Source organism: Mesorhizobium sp. KACC 23794, from assembly GCF_052180275.1.
Classification (GTDB): domain Bacteria; phylum Pseudomonadota; class Alphaproteobacteria; order Rhizobiales; family Rhizobiaceae; genus Kumtagia.
Map to the genome: position 1 here is coordinate 4,556,690 of NZ_CP197465.1, position 21,962 is coordinate 4,578,651.

Below are 21,962 nucleotides of genomic sequence, written 5' to 3' on the forward strand. Positions count from 1 at the left end.
CGACAGGAGAAGGCAGGTGAACTGGAACGAGGAACTGAAGGCGGAACGGGAGGTACTGAAGCGCGTCATCGCGCTGTTCTTCTCGCTCGCCCGCCTGGCAGACCTCGCCGCGGGCCATTGCTACCCCGTTCGCCGTGTCGTCCTGTGGATCCTGCGCCGCGCCGAGCCTGTTGCATGGGATTGCATCGCGAACACGGGCGGCGCATGGCCGGCTTGTGTCGACCCGCCTCCCCTGTTTCCGGTCCTGCGGCGCAACAGTCGCGCCGACGCCGACTATTTTGCGCTGATCTTCAGGACGGCGGCACGCGCGTTGCAAAGCGAATTGCGGATCATTTCGAATCTCTCGGTGCGCGACCGGGCCGAGAACGCCAGCGACGACAGACCTGCCCGGTTTGCATTCCGCGCGCGCTTCGCACGGCAGTTGCTTGCCGCGCTGCCGCGCCCACAGGGCACCACCGGCTCCCCTCGCCTCGACACATCCTGAGCACCTGACGAAATGCCATTGTCAGCATCGATCTGCTTGCGGGTGGACAAAGCGTTCCGGCCCGCGCAAACCTGTGCCCGCAATCCGGGAGAGCCTTCGATGACACAGTCAGGAACGATCCGCGCAGGCATGGGCGGCTGGACGTTCGAGCCGTGGGAAGGCACGTTCTATCCGGAAAAACTGGCGAAGAAAAAACAGCTCGAATTCGCCTCGCGGCAGGTGCCGACCATCGAGGTCAACGGCACCTATTATTCCGGCTTCACGCCGGCGACCTATGCAAAATGGAACGCCGAGACGCCGGACGATTTCGTGTTCTCGATCAAGGGCAACCGTTTCGTCACCAACCGCAAGGTGCTGGCCGAGGCGGGCGAGTCGATGGCGAAATTTTTTGCGCAGGGGCTGGAGGAATTGGGCGAAAAGCTCGGGCCGCTGGTCTGGCAGTTCGCGCCGACCAAAAAATTCGAGCCGGACGATTTCGAGGGGTTTCTGAAACTGCTGCCCGAAAAACATCATGGCCACCCGCTGCGGCACGTGCTGGAGGTGCGCCACGGCTCCTTCGCGGCCCCCGACTTCGTGGCGCTGGCGCGAAAGTACAAGGCGGCGATCTGCTACGCGCACCACCACGACTATCCGGAATTCGCCGACGTGACGGCGGATTTCGTCTATGCCCGGCTGCAGAAGGGCGAGGATGCGGTGCCGACCGCCTACACGCCAAAAGATCTCGACCGCTGGGTCGAGCGTGCAAAACAGTGGGCCGCCGGCGGCCAGCCCGACGACCTGCCCTACGCCGATCCGGACCAAAAACCGGAGAAGAAACCGCGCGACGTGTTCGTCTACATCATCCACGAAGGCAAGCTGCGCGCGCCGCACGGCGCCATGGCCTTCATGCAGCGGGTGAATTCGTAGAGGTCTCGTTCACCATATTGCGGTTCGCGCCAGCCGCCGCCTTGCCGGCCCGTGGCGATGTGGCACATCTTGTCCCGTTGCCGCGCATTCGACGCCGCCGGGGGGCGCATCGCGGACACGGGGGAGGATGCATGGCCGACGGCCAGGAACCGCGTTCCTACATCATCAAGGGCGGGGAACAGGGCCGGGCGCGGCTGTCGGTCCTCGCCCGCGTGCTGGCGCCGTCGACGCACGCCTTGTTCGACCGTTTCGAGCCGTTGCAGGGTTTGCTGGCGATCGATGCCGGCTGCGGCGGCGGCGATGTCAGCTTCGACCTGGCGGAGCGGGTCGGCAGCGGCGGCCGCGTCGTCGGCTTCGACCTCGACGAGGACAAACTCGCCTCGGCGCGCGCCGAGGCCGGCAGGCGCGGGCTCGGCTTCGTCGAGTTCCACAAGGCCAGCGTGCTCGATGCATGGCCGGTGGGCGGCGCCTCGCTGGTCTATGTCCGTTTCGTGCTCACCCATCTGGTCAGGCCGCAGGACATGCTCGCCCGCGCCCGCGAGGCGCTGGCGCCGGGCGGCCTGCTGATCGTCGAGGACATCGACTATAGCGGCCAGTTCTGCGATCCGCCCTGCCCGGCCTTCGATCGCCACCGCGAACTCTACATGGCCGCCGCCGAGGGACGCGGCGCCGATCCGACCATCGGCCGCAAGCTCGCCCGCCTCCTTGAAGACGCCGGCTTTTGCGGCGTGGGCCTGTCGCTCGCGCAGCCGTTCGGGCGCAGTGGCGAGGCCAAGCAGGTCCCGCTGCTCACCTTCGCCGCGATTGCCGACGCGGTCGCCGCCGCAGGCCTCGCCACCGCCGAGGAGATCGGCAGGGTGAAGGCGGAGCTCGAAACCTTCGCCGCGCGTCCGGACACCACCATGTCGCTGCCCCGGATTTTCCAGGCCTGGGGCCGGAAGAACTGACGGGCGGCAGCTGACGTGTAAAAAAAGCCGTCGCGGCGTTCCCGCCGCGACGGCTTTTGTTCAGCATCCCGAAACGCGACGGCTAAGCCCCGGCGACGTTCTGGAAGACCTTCCTTACTCCGCCGGAACCGGCGCCATGCCGCCGAAATCCATCGGCTTCTCGCCGCCGGCCTTGCGCGCCGCGGCCCGGGCAACTACTGACTGGCGGTTGACCGACCGGCGCTCGGCGTCGATGCGGCGGATCAGGATTTCAGCACGTTCGATCGAGCCGAGCAGCGCCAGAATCGTGCCGCGCTCGCCTGCGCCGGCGTTCGGCCCGAGCGCCAGCGTGCGGGCGCGCAGTTCCTCGACTTGCGGGTAGCTGACATGGCCGGCCGGCATCTTCGGGTCGGCGACGCCGTAGGTCGGCAGGATGTCGCGCAGCGAGGCGTCCAGCTTGTTCAGCGCGACCTCGACGATGGCCTGCGCCTCGTTGCCGAACTTTTCGCGCTTCACGCGGCGCGCCACCTGGTGCAGCGACTCGGTCAGCGCGGCGGTAAAGTCGGCTTCCTCGATCAGGCTGGCGATCAGGTCGAGCTGGTCGTACGGCAGGTCTTCCTTCATCAGCGAGGCTGTGTAGGAACGGATGTCGCGGCTCAGAATGTCGGTCGCCAGATAGTGCTCGCCGGGATCGGCCGGAGCGGTCTTGGCGCCGCGGGCGATGTCGAGGAATTTCGCGCCGGCCTCCAGGTGGCGGACCGTCTCCTGCTGCACGGCCGGAACGGCCCTGGCGAAGTCGCTCGCCAGCGTGCGGTCCAGGAATTTCGGTGTCGAATAGTCCTCGGCGTCTTCCGATTCGGTGTGGCCGATGCGCGAGAGCACCCGTTCGAACACGCCGACGAAGGGGAACAGCAGCAGCGTGTTGAACACGTTGAAGAAGGTCGAGTAGAGGCCGACCGCGACGGGAACCAGCGGATAGGTTTCCTTGCCGTCGACCAGCACCGGGAGGCCGGGATCGCCGCCGAACCACTGCATGGCCCAGCGCAAAACCTCGATCGACACGAAGAACAGCGGCACGGTAATGGCGACGCCGATGACGTTGAAGGACATGTGGGCGTAAGCCGCGCGCTTGGCGTTCTTCGACAAGTTGAGCGAGGCGATCCAGGAGGTGATCGTCGTGCCGAGATCGGCGCCGAGCGAGAAGGCGACGGCCGTCGTCCAGTCGATGACGCCGGCGGAGCCGAGGCCCATGACGATGCCGATCGTCGCCGACGAGGAGTGGATCATCGCGGTGACGCCGGCGGCGATCAGCACGCAGGTCAAAAGGTTGCCGAAGGAATCGGCCCTGAGCGTCTGCAGCAAGTCCATGACTTCCGGCATGTTGCGCAGCGGGCGCAGGCCGCCGGTCATCAGGTTCAGGCCGTAGAAGATCAGCGCAAAACCCATGCAGGCCAGCGCGATGTTGCGGATCTTCTCGCTCTTGGCGAAGCAATAGACCAGCGCGAAGACGCCGGCGAAGATCAGGCCGAGCGGCCCGAGCGGCAGGGCGATCAGGCCGTTGCCCAGCGTCGTGCCGATGTTGGCGCCCATGATGACGCTGATGGCCGGCCGCAGACCGACGACGCCGGCATTGACCAGGCCGACGACCATGACGGTCATGGCGGTCGACGACTGGATGACGCCGGTGATCAGCGTTCCCGCCAGCACGCCCTTGATCGGCGTTCCGGCCGCCCTGGCGAGGAAGCTGCGCATGCTGTTGACGGACAGCGCCTGAATGCCGTTGGCCATGAATTCGAGGCCGAGCATGAAGATGCCCAGCCCGCCGATCACCGGCACCAGAATGTCCTTGAAGATATCGATATCCATTAACCCACCCTCGCAAGGCGCCCTTCAAGGGCGCGGTGTTCGTTCAGATGCCGGGCGGCGAAGCCCGGTCGGCGCACGCGGTTGACGGCGGGTTTCCCCTTCCCGACCGTCAGTTCGCCGCGCGCAGATCCTTGTCCCAGTACTTTTTGACGAGCTTCACCAGGTCGTCCGGCAGGGGCACGTAGCCGAGCGCCGCCGCATCGTCGGCGCCCTGGTCGAACGCCAGCCGGAAGAAGTCGTGCACCCGGCCATAGCGATCCGCCGACCGGTCGCGGACCGGCACGACCGCGAAGGTCGCGGTGGAGATCGGATAGGCGGCCGCGCCCGGCTGGTCGGTCAACGACGCGCCGAAATGCGGAAGCTGGTCCCAGGCCACGGCATGCGCGGCTGCCTGCACGCCGGCCGGATCGGGGTTCACGAAATTGCCGGCCTTGTTCCGGATCGCCGCGAAGGGCAGGCCGGAGCGTTCGACCTGGCCGTATTCGGCATAGGCGATCGCGCCCTTGGTCGCCCGCACCGCCTCGATGAGCTTGCCGGTGCCTTCGGCGCCGATGCCGAGCGGCCAGGCGACCAGCGTGTCGGCGCCAGGGCCGGCCTTCCAGTCGGCGCTCGACGCCGAGAGGTATTTGGTGAAGACAAAGGTCGAGCCCGAGCCGTCCTGACGATGGACGAGGCCGATCGCCAGGTCGGGCAGCGTTAGCTCGGGATTGGCCGCCTTGATCGCCGGATCGGACCAGTTGCGGATCTTGCCGAGATAGATGTCGGCCAGCAGCGGCCCGGTGAGTTTCAGGCCGCCGGCCTGCACGCCGTCGAGATTGACGACCACCGCGATGCCGCCCATGGCGATCGGAAACTGCTGCCGCCCACGCTTTTCAAGCTCGGCCGCGTCGACCGGCACGTCGGTGACCGCGAAATCCATCTCCGGCTGTTCCAGCCGCATCAGGCCGGCCAGCGAACCGACGCGTTCGTAGTCGACCGTCCAGTCAAGCGTGAAATAGTCGCCGCCATCGGCGCGCGCATCCTTGTAGATCCTCGCCCACTTGCCGATGAGCGGCGCCGCGAAGGTCGAGCCGCCGCCGCGGATCGGTTCCGCCTGGGCCGGAGCGGCAAGGCTCAACGCAGCCGCGACGACGCCGGCGGGCAAGGCCGCCGCGAGCACCCGCAGGGATTTGCCGGCTCGGGAAACAAGCGCTTCGATCATGGGTCCGCTCTCTGCTTTGCGGATGCCTGCAGTCTCCGCGAGAGCGAAGCCGACGGTGCGTGGCAATCCGATAGAAGTCGTATTCGCTCGTAGTGCGCTTGTTTGACATGTGCATGACACGGCGGCCCGCCGGACGACGCCGCATCTGCGCCGGCGCATGAACCCATGCCGGATGCGCGCGGGAGCCGAGCACTCTATCGCCCTGCGGCAAAAGCGCATTTTGCCCGGCGTCATAACCAAGTGTACACTTTGCCCGTCTACACCAGACACTTCTCTTGGACAGCGAATCCGCCTCCGGGCATGGCGAGAGCATGACGCTCGACTACAATTCCCTACTGCTTGCTCTCGGCCTCTCCGGAGCATGCCTGGCGGCAACGCTCGCGATGAGCTGGGCCGTCGCCCGGACCGAGCTGTTCCTGCTCACCTGGGCGATCGGTGTTTTCCTGATCGTCGTCTATGTCGTGCTCTACGCCTACTACGTGGACCATCCCGGCCCCCTGCTCGGGGCAATATGCTACGTCACGCTGCTGACCGGACTGTCGGCGCTCTACGGAGCCGCCCGCCAGTTTCGCACCGGCCGCTCCCCGCTGAAGCCGGCGCTCATCGCGAACGGATTGCTGATCGCAGTCGCCGTGCCACCGATCCTCATGGGTTATGACGGGCTGGGCTTCACGGCGGAAAACATCGCCGCCGCGCTGCTCGTATCAGCAACCGCCCGCGAATACTGGCTGGGCCGATCCGAAGCGCCGGGTCCCATCCTCGGATTGTCCGCCCTCTACGCCATCATCGCCGCCGGCTTCGTGCTGTGCGCCGGCGTGCTCGTCTGGGACGGAAAGCTGGTGCTCGGCCAGGCGCCGCAGAACTGGGCGGAAGATCTGTCGCTCGGCCTGAGCATCGCGGGCATGACCGGCATCGGCGCGCTGTCGCTGGCGCTCAACCACTGGCGGGCTGCCGGACGCCACCGCGCCGAAGCGCGTTCGGATGTGCTGACCGGGCTGCTCAACCGCCGCGCCATCTTCGACCTGTACAGCCCGACGCCGATGCGCCAGTTCTCGGCGGTGATCGCCTTCGACCTGGACGATTTCAAATCGGTCAACGACAGCTATGGCCACGCAGTCGGCGACAAGGTCATCCGCGCCTTCGCGGAGGAACTGGCGGCAGCAGCCGGCCGCAACGATCGCGCCGCGCGGCTCGGCGGGGAAGAGTTCGTCCTGGTGTTGAACAGGATGTTGCCCGAGCGGGCCGAACAACTGGCCGAACGCATCCGGGCCAGCTTCGCGGCGCGCCAGATCGTCACCGAGCAAGGCGCCTTCGCCTGCACGGTCAGCGCCGGCATCGCCTTCGGCACCGAGGCCGGCGCCAGCTTCGAGAGCGTGCTGCGGCTTGCCGACAAGGCGCTCTATTCGGCAAAGCGCAAGGGCCGCAACCAGGTCGCGACGCGGCATGTCCGGCTGGTGAAGTAGAAGCGGTCAGTCCTCGTCGCCCTCTTCGGAGCGATAGCCAGCCCGTGTCTGGCCGCCCCACGGCGTCGTATGGTTGTCGATGCGCATCTGGAAGACGAAATAGGTCGGCGAGCAGAAGCCGACGCCTTTGACCTTCCGCAATCCCGGCGTGTCCGGCGGAAACTCCTGGCACATATAGTCCTCACGGCAGAAACTGTCGGCCGAACAGCTCGGCCGGTTGCCGCGCACCACCGCGCCGCCGAGACACTGGTCGAAATTGTTGGTGGCGACGCAGAGGTCGAACTTCTTGCCGCCGGCAAGCCCGCAGATCTCGCGCGGCATCGGCTTGCCCGGCTTGAAGTTGGCGAAGCTGCGGTCCTTGTCGTCGCAGGCCCGATATGCAAGGCCGCCCGGCACGCCGATCTTGGGCGGACGGCAGGTGTAGCCGGTGCGCGAGATGTCCTTGTCGAAAGCGGCGAACTGCCCGGTCAGCGTCATGCGGTCGTTGAAGGGCTGGCTCTTGTTGTCGGCGATCTCGCCAGACATGCAGGGATGGCCGGAAAACATGTCTTCCGATTCCGGCGGCAACAGGCATTGCGCCAGCTTGAAGCGGCCGTTCGATGCGCCGGCCACCGGCGTGCACACTGTGCCCGCGCCGCAGCTCCAGCCCGCGCCGTAATGCGCAGCCTCGTCCGGCATCATGCAGGGCATGGTGGCGCCGGCGGCCTCATAGCCCGCATCGCCGTCGGCCGGCCAGCCGGCGGGCGGCGCGGAGGAAAGCGGCCGGAACCGGTTCGGCTCCCGCCCTTCCGCGACCGCCGCGACGTAAGCCCCACGGCGCGGCAGTTCGGCGTGCAGGTGCGGCGAGATGCCGACCTTGATGCGGTTCAGCGGCGAGGTCGCCCCGTCATCGAGGCCGATGACGTGGAAGCCGGCCGTCGAGCCGGACTGATGGCACCCCTGGCACGATCCGTTGTCGAGCCGTTCGAGCAAAGCTTCGGGCGAGCGCAGCAACCTGCCGCCCGAAAAATCGAGGCCAGTGAAATCGGTCGGTTCGAACAGGCCGGAAAACGGATGATTGACCAGACGAGCGCTGCCGAAGGTCGAATAGGAGACGATCTTGCGGGCGAGGAAATTTTCCGGAATCTGGTAGACGCCCGCATCGATGGCCGGGACGTTCTGGCTGATGTAGCTGGCGAGCTCGGCCTTCAAGCCGGCATCCGCCGCCAGCCTGGCGGCGTCGACCGTGTTCTCTAGCAGCACTTCCGAGACAGTCTCCCCGGCGATGCCGAAGATGCGCATCAAGTAGGCCGCCTGCCCGCCGAACCCGGTCTCCAGGCCGGAGGGAAACCGCACCATCTGGGCGTTCAGCTCGAGCTGGCGGAACGACAGCGCGGAACGGTCAAGCGGTCCGCCAATGAGCCAGCCGGCATCGGCGACCTCGTCGATGCCGGGCGTCCAGCGCCTGGCGACCCCCTGGCACGATCCGTCGGCATCCGGCGCGACGTCGAAGACGGCGTTGAAATTGAACGGCAGGCGCGAGGCCAGCACCTTGCCCTTGCCGTTCTTGCGGAAGGCGTAACCGAGCCGATAGACGAAACGCACCTCGCCGCAACCGGTGACGCCCTTCAGCGCCAGGAAGTCGCGGCGGTCGAGCCGATTGACGACGCCGACCAGCCGGAACGCCGCGGCATTGGTCTTCAGCCAGCGCATGTCGATGAGCCGTCCGACATTGCCGTTGGTCTCCTCGTAGAGAGTTCGTCCGCCGGCCCTCATCTCGGCGCGCAGCGCGGCGACATCCGTGCCGATCATGTCGACGATCGAGCGATAGGCCGGCGCACTCCGGTAAAGCGTATCGAGGTCGGTCGCTCCCTGCTTACCGAACAGGTCGCCGAAGCCGTAGCCCCCATCCTCGAGACGGGTCAGCAGCGCGCGGTCGTCGACGAACAACACCGGTCCGGCGGCGAAGGCCGAAAAGCTTGTCATCATGAAGAGGAAAAGGCCTGCGAGCAGACGGTAGGCCATGAAAAGTCCTTGGTTCCAGCATGCACAGAATTCGCGCGGCGCGAACCGCAATGCAAGCGGCGAGATTTGTGCTGCGTCGCTATCCCGTGCGGGCTATTTGTTCGCCACAACATGCCCCGGCGCCGAGGCTGCAAACAGATCCCGCAGCACCGGCAGCAAGGCCAGCGGCAGATCCTCGGCGATCAGTCCGGGACCGAAGCGGCTGGCCGCTTCCGCATGGATCCAGACACCGGCGCAGGCGGCTTCGAAGCAAGGCATACCTTGCGCCAGCAAGCCGGCGAGGATGCCGGACAGGACGTCGCCGGACCCCGCGGTCGCCAGCAGCGGCGTGCCGTTGGTGTTGATCGCGGCGCGGCCGTCCGGCGCGGCGATCACCGTGTCGGGTCCCTTGTAGACGACGACGCCGTCGATCCTGCGGGCGGCAAGCCGCGCGCGCTCCAGCTTCGACGGAATTTTCTCCTTCGACAGGTCGGGGAACAGGCGCGCGAACTCGCCCTCATGCGGCGTGATCACCAGTCCGCCGGCGCGCCCGCCGAAGGGCGCGGTCAGCAGGTCCGGCCCGCCGGCGAGCGACGTCAGCGCGCTGGCGTCGACAACCGCCGGCGCGGGGTTTTTCCAGCGGTCGAGCAGCCGGAACAGGAACCGCCCGGTCTCGGCATCCGGCGACAGGCCGGGTCCATAGACAATCGCCGCCGGACGCCTCTCCTCCAGGAATGCCAGCGCCGCCTCGATCGTGTCGGCCCTGCGCAGCATGATCGAGGTGAGGTGCGCGGCGTTGGCGGCCAGCGCCTCGGACGGCGACAGCAGCGTCACCGCCCCTGCCCCGATGCGTGCCGCCGCCATGGCGGAAAGACGCGCCGCGCCCGTCGCCGAGGCGCCGCCGGAAAACACCGCCACATGGCCCCGCGAATATTTGTGGGCATCGATGCTTGGACTAGGAAGGTGGTTTCTCCAGAGCTCGCGCCGATTCTCGAAACACGTCGCGGCAAGCGACGCGACGATCGCATCGGGTACGCCTATGTCGGCAACGACAAGCTCGCCGCACAACCGCCTGCCGGGCAGCAGCAGATGCCCGGGTTTGCTCCGCACGAAGGTGACTGTCAGCGCGGCGCGGAAGGCAGCGCCGCAAACCTGCCCGGTCTCGCCGGAAACGCCGCTGGGCAGATCGACGGCAACGACCGGCACGCCTGCCGCCCCCACAAGCTCGACGATACTGCGGATGTTGTCACCGACATCGCGGGACAGGCCGGCGCCGAACAGCGCATCGACGACGATGCTGTCCGGCCTCGGCACGAAGGCCGCCAGTGGCTCCGGCCATAATGAACACTTCGCTGCCGCGAGCGCCGCGTCGCTGCCGTCGCGCGGCGGGCCGTCGCCGTAGACGGCGACGCTGACGCCGGAAAGGCGCAGCAGTTCGGCCACGACGTATCCGTCTCCGCCATTGTTGCCCGGGCCGCACAGCACGTCGACATGAGCCGCAGCCGGAAAACGTTCGAGGATAAGGGCGGCGACCGCCGCCCCTGCCCGCTTCATCAGGCCAAAACCATCGAAAGGGCCGGCCGCGATAGCGCGGCGGTCGCTTTCAGCCATTTCGTCAGGCGTAAGGACTTCAAACGGCATTGACGGCTCCTGCCGGTTCGGTGTCCGATAGCACAGGAGGAGGACCGAACGAAACGCCGCGCCATCTGCCTATTTTATAGGCGGAAAATCCAGAATTTAGGCTGCCCAAAAGATGATCAGCCATCAAGGCTGTCTTCAAAGAAGGCAAGTCGCCGACCGCTTGTGGCAAGTTCGAGCGGTTTGTGCGACTAGGCGCCAAGCGAGACGTTTAAGCGATTCTGCCGGGAACTGGCACGGAACGTGCTTTGAGGTGTCGGGTAAGCGGGCCGAAGAGCCCGTTATCCTTTGACTGGAGGCCAAAATCAGCATGAAGAAGATCGAAGCGATCATCAAACCGTTCAAGCTCGACGAAGTTAAAGAGGCGCTTCAGGAAGCCGGGCTGCAAGGCATCACTGTGACCGAAGCCAAGGGTTTCGGGCGCCAGAAGGGCCACACCGAGCTCTATCGGGGCGCCGAGTATGTCGTCGACTTCCTGCCCAAGGTGAAGATCGAGGTGGTGCTGGGCGACGACGCGGTGGAAGGCGCCATAGAGGCGATCCGCAAGGCGGCGCAGACCGGCCGCATCGGCGACGGCAAGATCTTCGTCTCCAACATCGAGGAAGTCGTGCGCATCCGCACCGGCGAGACCGGCCTGGACGCCATCTGAGCAGGCGCCTTTCAACAACCAATTCAAGAATGTCATCAAAGGGATACAGGAAATGACGACAGCCAAAGACATCATGAAGCAGATCAAGGACAACGACGTGAAATTCGTCGACCTGCGCTTCACCGATCCGAAGGGCAAGCTTCAGCACGTCACCATGGATGTCGCCGAGGTTGACGAGGACATGTTCGCCGACGGCGTCATGTTCGACGGCTCCTCGATCGCCGGCTGGAAGGCCATCAACGAATCCGACATGGTGCTGATGCCCGACACCGACACGGTCCACATGGACCCGTTCTTCGCGCAGTCGACCATGGTCGTGCTCTGCGACATCCTCGATCCGGTCTCCGGCGAGTCTTACAACCGCGACCCGCGCGGCACCGCCAAGAAGGCCGAGGCCTACATGAAGGCGGAAGGCGTCGGCGACACCATCTTCGTGGGGCCGGAAGCCGAGTTCTTCGTGTTCGACGACGTCAAGTACAAGGCCGATCCGTATAACACCGGCTTCAAGCTCGACTCGACGGAACTGCCGTCCAACGACGACACCGACTACGAGACCGGCAACCTCGGCCACCGGCCGCGCGTCAAGGGCGGTTATTTCCCGGTTCCGCCGATCGATTCGGCGCAGGACATGCGCTCCGAGATGCTGACCGTGCTCGGCCAGATGGGCGTGCGCGTCGAGAAGCATCACCACGAAGTGGCGGCCGCGCAGCATGAGTTGGGCGTAAAATTCGACGCGCTGGTGCGCAACGCCGACAAGATGCTGATCTACAAATACGTCGTGCACCAGGTCGCCAACGCCTATGGCAAGACGGCCACCTTCATGCCGAAGCCGATCTTCGGCGACAACGGTTCGGGCATGCATGTGCACATGTCGATCTGGAAGGACGGCAAGCCGACCTTCGCCGGCAACGAATATGCGGGTCTTTCCGAGAACTGCCTGTTCTACATCGGCGGCATCATCAAGCACGCCAAGGCGATCAACGCCTTCACCAATCCGTTGACCAACTCCTACAAGCGCCTGGTGCCGGGTTATGAAGCGCCGGTGCTGCTCGCCTATTCGGCGCGCAACCGCTCGGCCTCCTGCCGCATCCCGTTCGGCTCATCGCCGAAGTCGAAGCGCGTCGAGATCCGCTTCCCCGATCCGGGCGCGAACCCGTATCTGGCTTTCGCAGCACTGCTGATGGCCGGCCTCGACGGCATCAAGAACAAGATCCACCCTGGCCAGCCGATGGACAAGGATCTCTACGACCTGCCGCCGAAGGAACTGAAGAAGATCCCGACCGTCTGCGGTTCGCTGCGCGAAGCCCTGCAGAGCCTCGACAAGGACCGCGGCTTCCTGAAAGCCGGCGGCGTCTTCGACGACGACCAGATCGACGCCTATATCGAATTGAAGATGGCTGAGGTCATGCGCTTCGAGATGACCCCGCACCCGGTCGAGTATGATATGTATTATTCGGTGTGAGGCGACGCTTTATTGCCTGCCGCTCAGGCGGACAAAAAACCCCCGGTGCAAACTCCGGGGGTTTTTTGTTGCGGTTGGCGTCCGATCAGCACCGGCCCGCGCCCACCGCATGCTCGCTCAGTGACCGACTTGTCCCTGAAGCGTCCGGGCTTGGCAACCGCCTTTGTCCACGGGTGACATTGGCGGCAATCAGGTCAGCGACCTGGGCGGGATGGGTCGAGATCATGAAATGCGCCGCGCCGCCGATCGTCTTAAACGTCGCGCCCCCTATCGAGGCGCTCGCAAAACCGTTGGCCCGGCAAATCGCGGGGTGGCTGCTGCCACCGACAACCACGGAGACGGGGATGTCGATCGCCGCAAGCATTTCCGGCGCCAGCGGGTGGTCGTACGCACACACCCAGTCAAGCATGTTGACCGGCGTCGTCTCGACGGCATAGGCACGGACTTTCTCCGGCCACGACGCAAAGGTCCCCTCGCCGCCATAGAAATCGATCATCGTCCGGATCGCGTCCCCGTCGCCGCCGCGATAGGCCGCGAAATAGGCGTCGGTCATCTCGCGGAACGCGCGATAATGCGCGTGCTCATGACAATGGCGCAGCAGAGACGGCAGCGGCGCCTCCAGCACCGTCAGGCTGGCGATCTTCACGCGCTTGCGCATGGCCACAATCAGCGCCACCGCGCCACCGAAGGAGTGGCCGACGAGATGCACATTGCCGCCTGCCCTGCCTACGACAGCCTCGAGCATCTCCGCCTCGTACAGAACGGAAGGATCGCTCTCGGAGCGCCGCTCCTCGGTCGCGCCATAGCCCAGCAGGCTTGTCGTCACGAAGCGGAAGTTGCCGCCAAGCACCTTCATCACCGGGCGCCAGGCAGCGCCGGTGCTGCATGATCCCGGCACCAGAACGAGCGTCGGACCTGACCCACGCTCTTCATATTCGATACGTCCCAGCGCTTCCTCGATCATATCGTGCTCCACAAGACAATTTTGCCCGCACGAACACATTTTATGGGAGGCGGCTGTTGCAAGACGACGCCGCAACGGTGTTCTGCTTGGAAACGGTGCGGTTACAGACCCGGCGCTTCGTGTTCTTCCTTGCCCTACAACAGCCGCGACGGCAGCTATCGGGAAGTTCCATCTGTTCCCTTCACGCCACACGCCAATCGCCACGACTCAGCTATCCTGCCCGCAACCCAGCCGGCAGGAAACCTGAACCCGCGACCTGACAAAAGCGCGACGCAAACCTCGACGAATAAGTCTTTCTCCCTTCAAACCCTGTCCGGGATTCAGCGATCGGCACGCGCGTTAACCATTGGTTAACCATCAGTCCCCTACGGATCGTAACAACGGAAAATTAACCATGATGAATCAGCCGCTGACCGATACGCGTCCGATCCGCCTCAAGGGCCGCTCCTTCCTGGCGCTGACGCTTGCGCCGGAGTTGCCCATCGACGGGTGGCTCGCCCGGCTCGACGACCTGGCCGCGCGCTCCACCGGGTTTTTTCTCGGGCGGCCTGTGGTGCTCGACGTCGACAACCTCGACATCAACCGGTCGCAACTGACCGATCTGATCAAAGCGCTGGCGCAGCGCAATGTGTGGCTGATGGGCGTAGAAGGTGCGCGTCCGTCGCTGCTCGGCCCAGGCATGCCGCCGGCCCTGCGCGGCGGCCGCGCGGCTCCCGACTTCGAGGCGCCCGCGGCTGAAGCGACTGCCGGCACGGCCGAGACCGCCCCGACGGCGCCCGCCGAGCCGCAACTGACCGAGATGCAGGCGGTCCGGCCGGTGCAATCCATCATCATCCGCGAGCCGGTGCGCTCCGGCCAGTCGGTCATTTTCCCCGAAGGCGACGTCACCATCGTTGGCTCGGTCGCGTCGGGCGCGGAAATCGTCGCCGGCGGTTCTATCCACATCTACGGCACGCTGAGAGGACGGGCGCTGGCGGGCTCGGTCGGCAACGCCGCCGCGCGGATCTTCTGCCGGAAGCTGGAGGCCGAGCTGCTGGCCATCGACGGCCTCTACAAGACGGCGGAGGACATGGACAGCCGGCTGCGCGGACAGGCCGTGCAGTTCTGGCTCGAAGGCGACGCGATCGTGGCCGAAGCACTGAATTGAGCCGGCGACAGACCGGGCGACAGGAGAGCGACATGGCAAAAGTAATCGTGGTTACATCTGGCAAGGGAGGTGTCGGCAAGACGACGTCCACCGCCGCCCTCGGAGCTGCGCTGGCGCAGCGCAACGAAAAGACGGTTGTCGTCGATTTCGACGTCGGCCTGCGCAATCTCGACCTCGTCATGGGTGCCGAGCGCCGGGTCGTCTACGACCTCGTCAATGTCATCCAGGGCGACGCCAAGCTGCCGCAAGCGCTGATCCGCGACAAGCGGCTGGAGACGCTGCACCTGCTGCCGGCCTCCCAGACCCGCGACAAGGACAATCTGACGGCCGAGGGCGTCGAGCGGGTAATCGGCGAACTGAAGCAGTCTTTCGACTGGATCATCTGCGACAGCCCGGCCGGCATCGAGCGGGGCGCCACGCTGGCGATGCGCCATGCCGACATAGCGGTGGTCGTCACCAATCCGGAAGTCTCCTCGGTTCGCGATTCCGACCGCATCATCGGCCTTCTCGACGCCAAGACGGTCAGGGCCGAGCGCGGCGACCGGGTCGAGAAACACCTGCTGCTCACCCGCTACGATCCCGCCCGCGCCGAGCGCGGCGACATGCTGAAGGTCGAGGACGTGCTGGAGATCCTGTCGATCCCGCTGCTCGGCATCATCCCGGAGAGCATGGACGTTTTGCGTGCCTCCAATGTCGGCACGCCGGTGACGCTCGCCGACAACCGCAGCGCGCCGGCCCTCGCCTATCACGACGCCGCCCGCCGGCTGGCGGGCGAAGTGCTGCCGATGACCATTCCGGGCGAAAGGCGGGGCCTGTTCAGCAAGATATTCGGAAGGAGGGCGGCATGAGCCTTTTCAACTTCTTCAACAAAAAGAGCTCGGCGCCGATGGCGCGCGAGCGCCTGCAGGTGCTGCTGGCGCATGAGCGGGCGACGGTGGGACATTCGGACCTCGTGGCGCAGCTCAGGGAGGAAATCCTCGCGGTCATCGCCAAGCATGTGCAGATCGACCGCGACAAGGTCAGCGTGAAGATGGACCGCGGCGAAAAGGTCTCGACGCTGGAAGTCGACATCGAGATCCCGCTGAACGCGGGTGCGCGGGCGGCATAACGCCCTTGTTCCGGTGGCGGGCCGAGGGCCTGCCCATACGACGAAAGGAGACGAGCATGACCCGACTGGCGCTTCTGCAGCGGCTTCAGGAACTCCAGCAGACCCCGAAATTCCAGAATCGCGACATCTGCACGGTCAGCGCGATGCTGTCCAAGGATGCGCTGGCCAGGCATGTAGAGGTCTGCGAATCGGCGGCCGGCGCGACCAGCCGGCCCGCACCTGCCAGCATGCAATAGTATCGCGATCACTGCCGGGGATACAGGCGCCGGGCCGGAGGCGCGGTCGTGCCTGGATGATGGAATGTTGCTTCGTTGACCCGCTTTGTCGGCGCCTCAGGCCTATCGAATCCCGGGCCGACTCATGAGCCACGCTGCAGCCACCAAAGATCAAATAAGAAAGCCCGGCGGATCGCTCCGCCGGGCTTTTGAACGAGCAGCAGGTGTTGCTTACGCCGCCGCCTTCTTCGCCGCGTCGAGCGGCACTTCCGAGATCGTCTTCAGCACCTGGCTGGCGATCTGGTAGGGGTCGCCCTGGCTGTTCGGGCGACGGTCTTCCAGATAGCCCTTGTAGCCGTTGTTGACGAAACTATGCGGCACGCGGATCGAAGCGCCGCGGTCGGCGACGCCGTAGGAGAACTTGTTCCACGGCGCGGTCTCATGCTTGCCGGTCAGGCGCTTGTCGTTGTCCGGGCCGTAGACCGCGATGTGGTCCATGATGTTCTTGTCGAACGCCGCCATCAGCGCCTCGAAATACGCCTTGCCGCCAACCTCGCGCATATAGGCCGTCGAGAAGTTGCAATGCATGCCCGAGCCATTCCAGTCGGTGTCGCCGAGCGGCTTGCAGTGGAACTCGATGTCGATGCCATATTTTTCACAGAGACGCAGCAGCAGGTAGCGCGCCATCCAGATCTGGTCGGCGGCCTTTTTCGAGCCCTTTCCGAAGATCTGGAATTCCCACTGGCCCTTCGCCACCTCGGCATTGATGCCTTCGTGGTTGATGCCGGCGGAGAGACAGAGGTCGAGATGCTCCTCGACGAGCTGGCGGGCGATGTCGCCGACATTCTTGTAGCCGACGCCCGTATAGTAGGGGCCCTGCGGGGCAGGATAGCCGGTGGTCGGGAAGCCGAGCGGGCGGCCATCCTTGTAGAAGAAATACTCTTGCTCGAAGCCGAACCAGGCGCCGTCGTCGTCGAGGATGGTGGCGCGCGTGTTGGACGCGTGCGGCGTGACGCCGTCCGGCATCATGACTTCGCACATCACCAGCGCGCCGTTCGTACGGGCCGGGTCGGGATAGATGGCGACAGGCTTCAGCACGCAGTCCGAGCTGTGGCCCTCGGCCTGCATGGTCGAGGAACCATCGAAGCCCCATAGCGGAAGTTGCTCGAGCGTCGGGAATTCGGCGAATTCCTTGATCTGCGTCTTGCCGCGAAGGCTGGGCGTAGGCACGTAGCCGTCGAGCCAAATATATTCGAGTTTGTATTTCGTCATTCGGGCCTCTCTGAACCGATGCGCCAGCCTGGGCGGCGCAGCCAAAGGCGTCCGTCCGCATGGACCGGATCCCGCATAATTAAAAAGCAATTAATGTGCCACTTCGCCGTGACGACCTACGGACAGCCGGAAACGCGGCGTCCCGCCGCAGGCGAACCCGGCGTTACCGGCGTTGCGGCGCCGCGCGGTCGCAGGAACTTCGCCGACTCAGGAGCGTTGCCATAGACGGCGGCACGCGACCTTCCGGCGGGCTTCTGGCGCAATGTCGAGCAAAAGTATAGGCTGACTAAAATTTATGCAACTTATGAAGTTTATAAATGCAGGTTGCCTAAATCGGTTGCAGACCCTATATAGATGGACACGCAGCCTGTCTAGACGAGGAAGCAAGCAGGAATACGCCCATGACGACGACCACGCAGCGCGAATCGGCCAAGCTCTATACATTCCAGCCTAAGGGCCGCGCGGTAACCAGCCAGAAGGCGTCAGCGGCCAAGCCCGGCAGGGTTGTCATGATGCCTCGCGTGGCGAGCCTTGCTTTCGATGCCTGGTACCACCAGGCGGCCATTCAGGAAGAGACCGTCGCGAAACGGTGACTTTCCGCCAAGAGGTGGCATGGTGATGGCCCGGACCGCTCCGGATCCCTGAAATCCGACAAGCGGGGCGTCGGCAGACGGCCTGTCGGTTCGGAAGATTGTCGTTCAGTCCTGATTAAGCGCCTCGATCAGCCGCGCAGCTGCAAGCATGTCGCGTCGCCTTGCAGACCGCCTCGCCATCGCTTCCGAATCCTGGCCCCAATGCTCGATCTGCCAGTCCTCGTCGACATGCGCAGCCTTCCAGGCCGTCTCGGCATCGCGTTCGCCAGCCTCTACCGCCAGCGCCAGCAATGCCGACCCCGTCAGCGACGTCATCAGATGCAGCGCCGCCAGCCGGAACGGGTCGGAGCGGGGGCGCAGGTGCAGCCCGATCGCCGCGATCGCCTCGCGCGGCTGGTCGACGTGGATGACGCCTTCCGCCAGGTTGAGCCGCGCGCCCAGCGCCGAGCGCGCCCAGTCGAGCACGCCGTCCCACGCTTCGTTCTGCCGCTGCACCAGCCCTTCCGGCGCGTCGGCGCGGTAGCAGAGCAGGTCGGACGAGGCGAAGCGCAATATGTCCTCCAGGACCGCATCGGCCTCGCGCGCCACACCGTCGATCGCGGTATTCGCCAGCCGCATCACCGGCATCGTCACCGGGTTGATCATCTCTTCCTGCGCTGAAAATTCCCCGGCGACGAGCAGCGCGGCCTTCTCGGTCGGCAGTTCGATCAGCGCACGCGCCGGCGTGCGGGCTGGCTTGCCGTCAAGCTTGACGACATGGCCGGTCTCAGCACGGTCGACGGAGACCTTCTCGTAGAAGCGCTTCGGCAGCGGCGTCCGCATCTGGATCTGCGCCCGGCGCACCGGGTCCGGATCGGACAGGTACTTGCCGGCATCGAGGTCGTTCAGAATATCGCGCATCGGAAAAATTCCTTCAGGCCAGCAACGGCATCAGGTCTACGGGCCTTCGAAGAATGCATTCCGCCCCTGCCCCCATCAACGCCTCCGCGTCGTGATAGCCCCAGCCGACGCCGATGGCGCGGGCTCCGGCCGATTTCGCCATCTGCATGTCATAGATGGAGTCGCCGACCACAAACGTCGAGCCCGGATCGACGCCTGCGACGGCGCAGCATTCCATCACCATAGCCGGATGCGGTTTCGACGGGCAATCCTCGGCGGTGCGCACAACCAGAAACGTTTCGCCGAAGCCGTGCGTGGAAAACACGGCCTGCACACCGCGCCGCGATTTCCCGGTCACCATGCCGACCAGGACGTCGTCGCGTTTCGCGAGGCCGGCGACAAGTCCGGCTATGCCCGGATAGAGCGGTTCGGAAAAGCCGGCCTCGCCGCGCATGGCGTGAAAATGATGCTTGTAGCGTTCGGCCAGCGCATCGACGGCCGGGTCGACGTCGCGGCCCAGCATGCGCGCGATGGCCAGATTCAGCGTCAGGCCGATGACGCTCTTGGTCGCCGCAAGATCGGGCCGGGCAAGGCCGGCTTCCGCGAAGGCGCGCTCCATGCACGCATGGATGACAGCCGCGCTGTCGACCAGCGTGCCGTCGCAATCGAACAGGACCAGACGGGTCACGCGCGGCTCCTCGCGGGCCGGTTGACGATCACCAGACCCACTCCGATCAGGCCGAGCGCCAGGAAAATGCGGATCGACAGCGGTTCGTCGAGCAGGATGCCGCCCATCAGCACCGCGAAGGCCGGCGTCAGGAATGTGAAGCTGGTCAGGCCGGAAGCCGGATAGCGCCGCATCAGCCAGAACCAGACGACGTAGGTGAAGGCGACCACAAAAATGGCCTGGAACAGCAGGGCGGCGGTCGGCAAGGCACTCACGTCGCGCAGCATCGGTCCGGCAAAGGGCAGAAGCGGCAGGATGACGATCGCGGAGACGGCAAGCTGGTACATCAGCAGCTTTTCGGCGCTGGCGCGCACCAGCCGCGTCGCCTTGATCACCAGCGTCGTGGCCGCCCAGCATACGCCCGCGGCGAGGCTTATCAGATCCCCCCAGATGGCGTCCGGGCCGGGCAGGCTCAGCTTGTCGGAAAACACCAGGGCCACCCCGCCGAAAGCCAGCAGGAGGCCTGCGAGCTTGCGCATCGACATGCGCTCGCCCAGGAGGAAATGCGCCCCGAGCAACACCCAGAACGGCATCGTGTTGACCATCAGCGTGTTGCGCGCCAGCGTCGTGTAATCGAGGCCGACGAAGATCAGCAGGAATTCAGCACCGAACAGCATGCCGGCGGCGATGCCGGGCCATAGCGTGCCGTCGCGCTCGAACAGCGGGATACGGCGCCACCAGCACCAGCCAAACACAAGTGCCGCGGCGATTGCCGAGCGCAGAACGGTCAACAGCACCGGATTGTAGCCGCCATTCGACAGCTTCGCTGCAACGCCGTTCAGACCCCAGCAAAACGTCAAGCCCAGCATGACGGCCACTGCCATCGTGTCGATGGCGTCGCGGCGGTCGAGAGCTGCCGCAGTCATGGTTTCGGGTGCAGTTCGAGTTGGCGGCGCAATGCGTTCAGAGCCTCCGTGTTGGCCTTCATCGCGTCAATGCTTTCGCGGTTGGCGTCGAGCAACTTTCGTTGCCTATGCTGAGCCCACCACACAAAGAGCGTCATGACGGTCAGAAAAGGTAACCACGTTATCAGCAGCGACATCCACTTCATGTTATCGTCCTGCTCCCTCTACTCCGCGCTCGCCTCGTCGAAGCCGAGCAGGTTCCAACTCTGACGCATATGCGGCGGCAGCGGTGCGGTGACATCGATCTTGCCGCCGTCGGGATGCGGGATCACGATGCGGCGGGCATGCAGATGGAGGCGGTTCTGCATGCCGCCCGGAAAGTCCCAGTTAGTGTCAGCCTCGAAATATTTCGGATCGCCGATGATGGGGCAGCCGATATGGGCGGCGTGCACGCGCAATTGATGGGTGCGGCCCGTATGCGGCTCCATCTCAAGCCAGGAGAGGGTCTGCGCGGCCTGCTCGACGATGCGGTAGTAGGAGACCGCATGATCGGCCCCCTTTTCGCCATGCGCCGCGACCCGCATGCGGTCGCCGTCGAGTGTCGTCTCCTTGACCAGCCACGTGGAGATCTTGTCCTCGCGCTTGGGGGGAACACCCTTCACCAGCGCCCAATAGGTCTTTTTCGCATCACGTCCGCGAAAGGATTCCGCGAGCTTCATCGCCGCCAGGCGGGTGCGGGCGACGACCAGCGCACCGGATGTGTCGCGGTCGAGGCGATGGACGAGGCGCGGCTTTTCGCCCTTCTTGCTGCGGAAGGCTTCGAGCATGGAATCGACGCTGCGCGTCACGCCCGAGCCGCCCTGGACAGCCAGGCCCGACGGCTTGTCGAACACGAACACCTTGGCATCCTCGTAAAGGATCATCTTGGACAGCGCCTCGCCGTCGTCGACGCCGCGCAACGTCTTGTGCGTCAGCGGCGCACCGCCCTTCTGGTCGACATCGAGCGGCGGGACACGCACGACCTGGCCGGGCTCGATGCGCGTATCGGATTTGGCGCGCCCGCCGTCGACGCGCACCTGCCCCGAGCGGAGCAGTTTCTGCAGGTGGCCGAAGCCGAGGCCCGGATAATGCGACTTGAACCAGCGGTCGAGCCGCATGCCCGCCTCGCCGGTCTCGACCGTGATCTGTTCTACGCCTGCCATGTCGTCCGTTCCTTCAAGAACGGCGCAATAGCATCATGCGAAGCTTCTTGCGAGCCACAGACCCAGAAACACGGCCAACAGGGTGCCCAGCAGGCTGGCTGCGGCGTAGGCGACCGCGGGAAGCTCGGCCCCCCGCTCCCACAGAACGGCGAAATCCAGCGAGAAGGCGGAAAAAGTGGTGAAGCCGCCGAGGATGCCGGTGGCGACGAACAGGCGCAGCTCGTTGGAAGCGTGGAAGCGGCGCGCCAGCACTTCGATGAACACGCCCATCACGAAGCAACCCGCTATGTTGATCGCCAGCGTGCCCCAGGGGAACGACATACCCACGAGCCGCATGGCCGCCATGTTGACGAGATGGCGAAGGGCTGCGCCGATGCCGCCACCGATGGCGACGAGGAGGACGTTCTGCATCCCCCCTCCTAGCCGAATACG

At 65.2% G+C, this 21,962-nt stretch carries 23 protein-coding genes; 11 read left to right on the forward strand and 12 right to left on the reverse strand.

The window, feature by feature from the left end; all coding sequences use genetic code 11:
- Positions 1-16: 16 nt before the first annotated feature.
- From ACSBOB_RS22320 to ACSBOB_RS22330, 3 genes are all read left to right on the forward strand, one after another.
- The gene (locus ACSBOB_RS22320) at positions 17-484 is read left to right on the forward strand and encodes a hypothetical protein (RefSeq protein ID WP_442578265.1); all 468 of its coding nucleotides are present in this window, start codon (positions 17-19) and stop codon (positions 482-484) included.
- Positions 485-583: 99 nt separating this feature from the next.
- Positions 584-1,390, forward strand: coding sequence for a DUF72 domain-containing protein (locus ACSBOB_RS22325; RefSeq protein ID WP_442578266.1), 807 nt, complete (start codon positions 584-586; stop codon positions 1,388-1,390).
- A 131-nt stretch (positions 1,391-1,521) separates the two neighbouring features.
- Positions 1,522-2,337, forward strand: a complete 816-nt coding sequence (locus tag ACSBOB_RS22330) for a class I SAM-dependent methyltransferase (RefSeq protein WP_442578267.1) — start codon at positions 1,522-1,524, stop codon at positions 2,335-2,337.
- Between the two features lie 114 nt (positions 2,338-2,451).
- Here the strand turns inward: ACSBOB_RS22330 and ACSBOB_RS22335 are convergent, their stop codons facing one another.
- Entirely contained in the window at positions 2,452-4,182 is a 1,731-nt protein-coding gene (locus ACSBOB_RS22335) for a Na/Pi cotransporter family protein (protein ID WP_442578268.1), read from the reverse strand.
- A 109-nt stretch (positions 4,183-4,291) separates the two neighbouring features.
- The gene (pstS, locus tag ACSBOB_RS22340; protein ID WP_442578269.1) at positions 4,292-5,383 is read right to left on the reverse strand and encodes a phosphate ABC transporter substrate-binding protein PstS; all 1,092 of its coding nucleotides are present in this window, start codon (positions 5,381-5,383) and stop codon (positions 4,292-4,294) included.
- 311 nt (positions 5,384-5,694) lie between these two features.
- Between pstS and ACSBOB_RS22345 the strand changes: the two genes are divergently transcribed.
- Positions 5,695-6,846, forward strand: a complete 1,152-nt coding sequence (locus ACSBOB_RS22345; RefSeq protein ID WP_442583797.1) for a diguanylate cyclase domain-containing protein — start codon at positions 5,695-5,697, stop codon at positions 6,844-6,846.
- 6 nt (positions 6,847-6,852) lie between these two features.
- Here the strand turns inward: ACSBOB_RS22345 and ACSBOB_RS22350 are convergent, their stop codons facing one another.
- Together ACSBOB_RS22350 and ACSBOB_RS22355 are read right to left on the reverse strand one after the other, a co-directional pair.
- Positions 6,853-8,850: a hypothetical protein gene (locus ACSBOB_RS22350; RefSeq protein ID WP_442578270.1), complete on the reverse strand. Its 1,998-nt coding sequence runs from the start codon at positions 8,848-8,850 to the stop codon at positions 6,853-6,855.
- Between the two features lie 93 nt (positions 8,851-8,943).
- The gene (locus ACSBOB_RS22355) at positions 8,944-10,470 is read right to left on the reverse strand and encodes an NAD(P)H-hydrate dehydratase (RefSeq protein WP_442578271.1); all 1,527 of its coding nucleotides are present in this window, start codon (positions 10,468-10,470) and stop codon (positions 8,944-8,946) included.
- A 307-nt stretch (positions 10,471-10,777) separates the two neighbouring features.
- On the opposite strand from ACSBOB_RS22355, the gene ACSBOB_RS22360 reads away from it, so the two are divergent.
- Entirely contained in the window at positions 10,778-11,116 is a 339-nt protein-coding gene (locus tag ACSBOB_RS22360) for a P-II family nitrogen regulator (protein ID WP_296746215.1), read from the forward strand.
- 52 nt (positions 11,117-11,168) lie between these two features.
- On the forward strand, positions 11,169-12,578 hold the full coding sequence (glnA, locus tag ACSBOB_RS22365) for a type I glutamate--ammonia ligase (protein ID WP_442578272.1): 1,410 nt from the start codon (positions 11,169-11,171) through the stop codon (positions 12,576-12,578).
- An 85-nt stretch (positions 12,579-12,663) separates the two neighbouring features.
- Here glnA and ACSBOB_RS22370 read toward each other — a convergent pair whose 3' ends face one another.
- The gene (locus ACSBOB_RS22370) at positions 12,664-13,542 is read right to left on the reverse strand and encodes an alpha/beta fold hydrolase (RefSeq protein WP_442578273.1); all 879 of its coding nucleotides are present in this window, start codon (positions 13,540-13,542) and stop codon (positions 12,664-12,666) included.
- A gap of 397 nt (positions 13,543-13,939) precedes the next feature.
- Here ACSBOB_RS22370 and minC point away from each other — a divergent pair, with 397 nt between their 5' ends.
- The 4 genes from minC to ACSBOB_RS22390 are packed head-to-tail and all read left to right on the forward strand — an operon-like array spanning position 13,940 to position 16,033.
- The gene (minC, locus tag ACSBOB_RS22375; RefSeq protein WP_442583798.1) at positions 13,940-14,689 is read left to right on the forward strand and encodes a septum site-determining protein MinC; all 750 of its coding nucleotides are present in this window, start codon (positions 13,940-13,942) and stop codon (positions 14,687-14,689) included.
- A 32-nt stretch (positions 14,690-14,721) separates the two neighbouring features.
- Positions 14,722-15,537 (forward strand): septum site-determining protein MinD, encoded by an 816-nt coding sequence (gene minD / locus ACSBOB_RS22380; protein ID WP_442578274.1) that lies wholly within the window; start codon positions 14,722-14,724, stop codon positions 15,535-15,537.
- Positions 15,534-15,797, forward strand: coding sequence for a cell division topological specificity factor MinE (gene minE / locus ACSBOB_RS22385; RefSeq protein WP_442578275.1), 264 nt, complete (start codon positions 15,534-15,536; stop codon positions 15,795-15,797). Before minD ends, minE begins: the two co-directional genes overlap by 4 nt.
- Positions 15,798-15,853: 56 nt before the next feature.
- Positions 15,854-16,033, forward strand: coding sequence for a hypothetical protein (locus ACSBOB_RS22390; protein WP_442578276.1), 180 nt, complete (start codon positions 15,854-15,856; stop codon positions 16,031-16,033).
- Positions 16,034-16,243: 210 nt separating this feature from the next.
- On the opposite strand, the gene ACSBOB_RS22395 is transcribed toward ACSBOB_RS22390, so the two are convergent.
- The gene (locus ACSBOB_RS22395) at positions 16,244-17,284 is read right to left on the reverse strand and encodes a glutamine synthetase beta-grasp domain-containing protein (protein WP_442578277.1); all 1,041 of its coding nucleotides are present in this window, start codon (positions 17,282-17,284) and stop codon (positions 16,244-16,246) included.
- A gap of 401 nt (positions 17,285-17,685) precedes the next feature.
- Between ACSBOB_RS22395 and ACSBOB_RS22400 the strand changes: the two genes are divergently transcribed.
- Positions 17,686-17,877 (forward strand): DUF2735 domain-containing protein, encoded by a 192-nt coding sequence (locus tag ACSBOB_RS22400; protein ID WP_442578278.1) that lies wholly within the window; start codon positions 17,686-17,688, stop codon positions 17,875-17,877.
- 105 nt (positions 17,878-17,982) lie between these two features.
- On the opposite strand, the gene ACSBOB_RS22405 is transcribed toward ACSBOB_RS22400, so the two are convergent.
- The 6 genes from ACSBOB_RS22405 to crcB are packed head-to-tail and all read right to left on the reverse strand — an operon-like array spanning position 17,983 to position 21,941.
- Positions 17,983-18,777 carry an ATP12 family chaperone protein gene (locus ACSBOB_RS22405; protein WP_442578279.1) on the reverse strand — a complete coding sequence of 265 codons (795 nt, stop codon included), beginning with the start codon at positions 18,775-18,777 and terminating at the stop codon, positions 17,983-17,985.
- 13 nt (positions 18,778-18,790) lie between these two features.
- Positions 18,791-19,444 carry an HAD-IA family hydrolase gene (locus tag ACSBOB_RS22410; protein ID WP_442578280.1) on the reverse strand — a complete coding sequence of 218 codons (654 nt, stop codon included), beginning with the start codon at positions 19,442-19,444 and terminating at the stop codon, positions 18,791-18,793.
- Positions 19,441-20,349 carry a DMT family transporter gene (locus ACSBOB_RS22415; protein WP_442578281.1) on the reverse strand — a complete coding sequence of 303 codons (909 nt, stop codon included), beginning with the start codon at positions 20,347-20,349 and terminating at the stop codon, positions 19,441-19,443. Before ACSBOB_RS22415 ends, ACSBOB_RS22410 begins: the two co-directional genes overlap by 4 nt.
- Complete coding sequence (locus ACSBOB_RS22420; RefSeq protein ID WP_442578282.1) at positions 20,346-20,534, reverse strand: hypothetical protein; 189 nt, start codon at positions 20,532-20,534, stop codon at positions 20,346-20,348. The genes ACSBOB_RS22415 and ACSBOB_RS22420 overlap by 4 nt, the downstream gene beginning before the upstream one ends.
- A gap of 18 nt (positions 20,535-20,552) precedes the next feature.
- Entirely contained in the window at positions 20,553-21,530 is a 978-nt protein-coding gene (locus ACSBOB_RS22425; protein ID WP_442578283.1) for an RluA family pseudouridine synthase, read from the reverse strand.
- Positions 21,531-21,563: 33 nt separating this feature from the next.
- Positions 21,564-21,941: a fluoride efflux transporter CrcB gene (gene crcB / locus ACSBOB_RS22430; protein ID WP_442578284.1), complete on the reverse strand. Its 378-nt coding sequence runs from the start codon at positions 21,939-21,941 to the stop codon at positions 21,564-21,566.
- Between the last annotated feature and the right edge of the window lie 21 nt (positions 21,942-21,962).